At 69.9% G+C, this 1500-nt stretch carries 1 protein-coding gene; it reads right to left on the reverse strand.

The window, feature by feature from the left end:
- Nucleotides 1-54 precede the first annotated feature (54 nt).
- Nucleotides 55-1374, reverse strand: coding sequence for an IS256 family transposase (locus tag DW796_RS10305; protein ID WP_233502389.1), 1320 nt, complete (start codon nt 1372-1374; stop codon nt 55-57).
- Nucleotides 1375-1500 lie beyond the last annotated feature (126 nt).

The following is a 1500-nucleotide window of genomic DNA, read 5'->3' on the forward strand; positions in this document are numbered from 1 at the left end:
GCGCGCAGACGTGGTGTAAGAGCGTCCCGAGGTCCGTCGCTGCAAGTCCCGATGTTACTCCTTCTTGAGACCGCGCCTCTCGACTATCTCGTCCACTATCTCCCTGGCGCGCCGCCCGAGCGCGCGGCGCCTCCCCTCTGTCGGGGCCGGCCTGTCCGCGGGCTCGGCGAAGCCCTCGGCGGCCGAGGCCTCGGAGAACACGCGCTGCTGGGACCACTGTCCCTCGGTCTCCATGAGGCTCGCGCACGTCAGGCGCAGCATCGACTCCCTCGAGGGGAAGGACTGCACGACCCTGTAGCGGCGCTTGATCTCGCGGTTGGCGCGCTCCTGGACGTTGTTGGTGCGGAGCTTGGCCCAGTGCGCCCTGGGGAAGGCCGTGAACGCCAGCGCGGAGTCCTCGGCCTGCTCGAAGACCTCGCCGGCCCTGGCGGACACCGACGCCACCCAGGGCGCCGCCTCGGCCCACACGCAGCGCGCGAGGTCGGGGTCGTCCTGGTAGACCGCGGCGTGCACGAGGTCCCTGACGGCCGCCTTGGAGTCCTCGGGCCTGCCCGAGCAGGCGCTCTGGAGGTTGCGCTGCAGGTGCGTCACGCAGCGCTGCCAGGCGCAGCCCTGGAACAGGCGCGAGACGGCGGCCACGAGCCCGGCGTGGCTGTCGGAGACCACGAGGCGAACGCCGGCCAGCCCGCGCTCGCGCAGCCCGCCGAGGAATGCCGCCCAGGAGTCCTCGCTCTCGGTGTCGACCACGTCGCAGCCCAGGAAGTGCTTGCGCCCGTCGGCGCCCAGCCCGATCGCGGTCACGACGCCCTGCGAGACGACCGACGAGCCGACCCTGCAGCTCATGTAGGTAGCGTCGAGCCACAGGTAGCAGCACGGCGTGCCCGACAGGTCGCGGCGGCGGAACTCCGCCACCTCGGCGTCGAGGTCGGAGCAGAGGCTCGAGACCTCCGAGCTCGACAGCGAGGATATGCCCAGCTTGGACGCCACGCGCTCGACCTTGCGGGTGGACACGCCGCATACGTACATCTCCTGCACGATGGCGGCCACCGAGGTGTCGACGCGCGACCATCGCGCGAGCATGCCCTCGGGGTAGTAGGTGCCGTGCCTGAGCTTGGGTATCTCGAGCTCCACGTCGCCCACGGCGGTCTTGAGCGACCTGGGGCGGTAGCCGTTGCGGCTGTTCTCCCTGCCGTCGCTGCGCTCGTTGCGGCTCGCGCCGCACATCTGCTGGGCCTCGGAGTCCATCAGCGCGTTCATCACGCTGCCCAGCACCCTGCACGCGAACTCGCGCGCGTCGCCGCACTCCTGCCAAAGCCTCGCCGCCTCGAGGGCCTCGTCGCGGCCGAGGCGCAGTACACTCTCTTCTTGGGGCATCGCCTTTCCTTCCATTCGTCACCTTCATTACTCCAACGACGAATTCTAGGCGGTGTCCCCTCCCTTTCAAGAAAGGGCGGAGGCGGGGCATGCCCCGCCTCTTACACCACATCTCTGCACGCTACC

The organism is Collinsella sp. AM31-2AC, from assembly GCF_003469285.1.
GTDB classification, from domain to species: domain Bacteria; phylum Actinomycetota; class Coriobacteriia; order Coriobacteriales; family Coriobacteriaceae; genus Collinsella; species Collinsella aerofaciens_AT.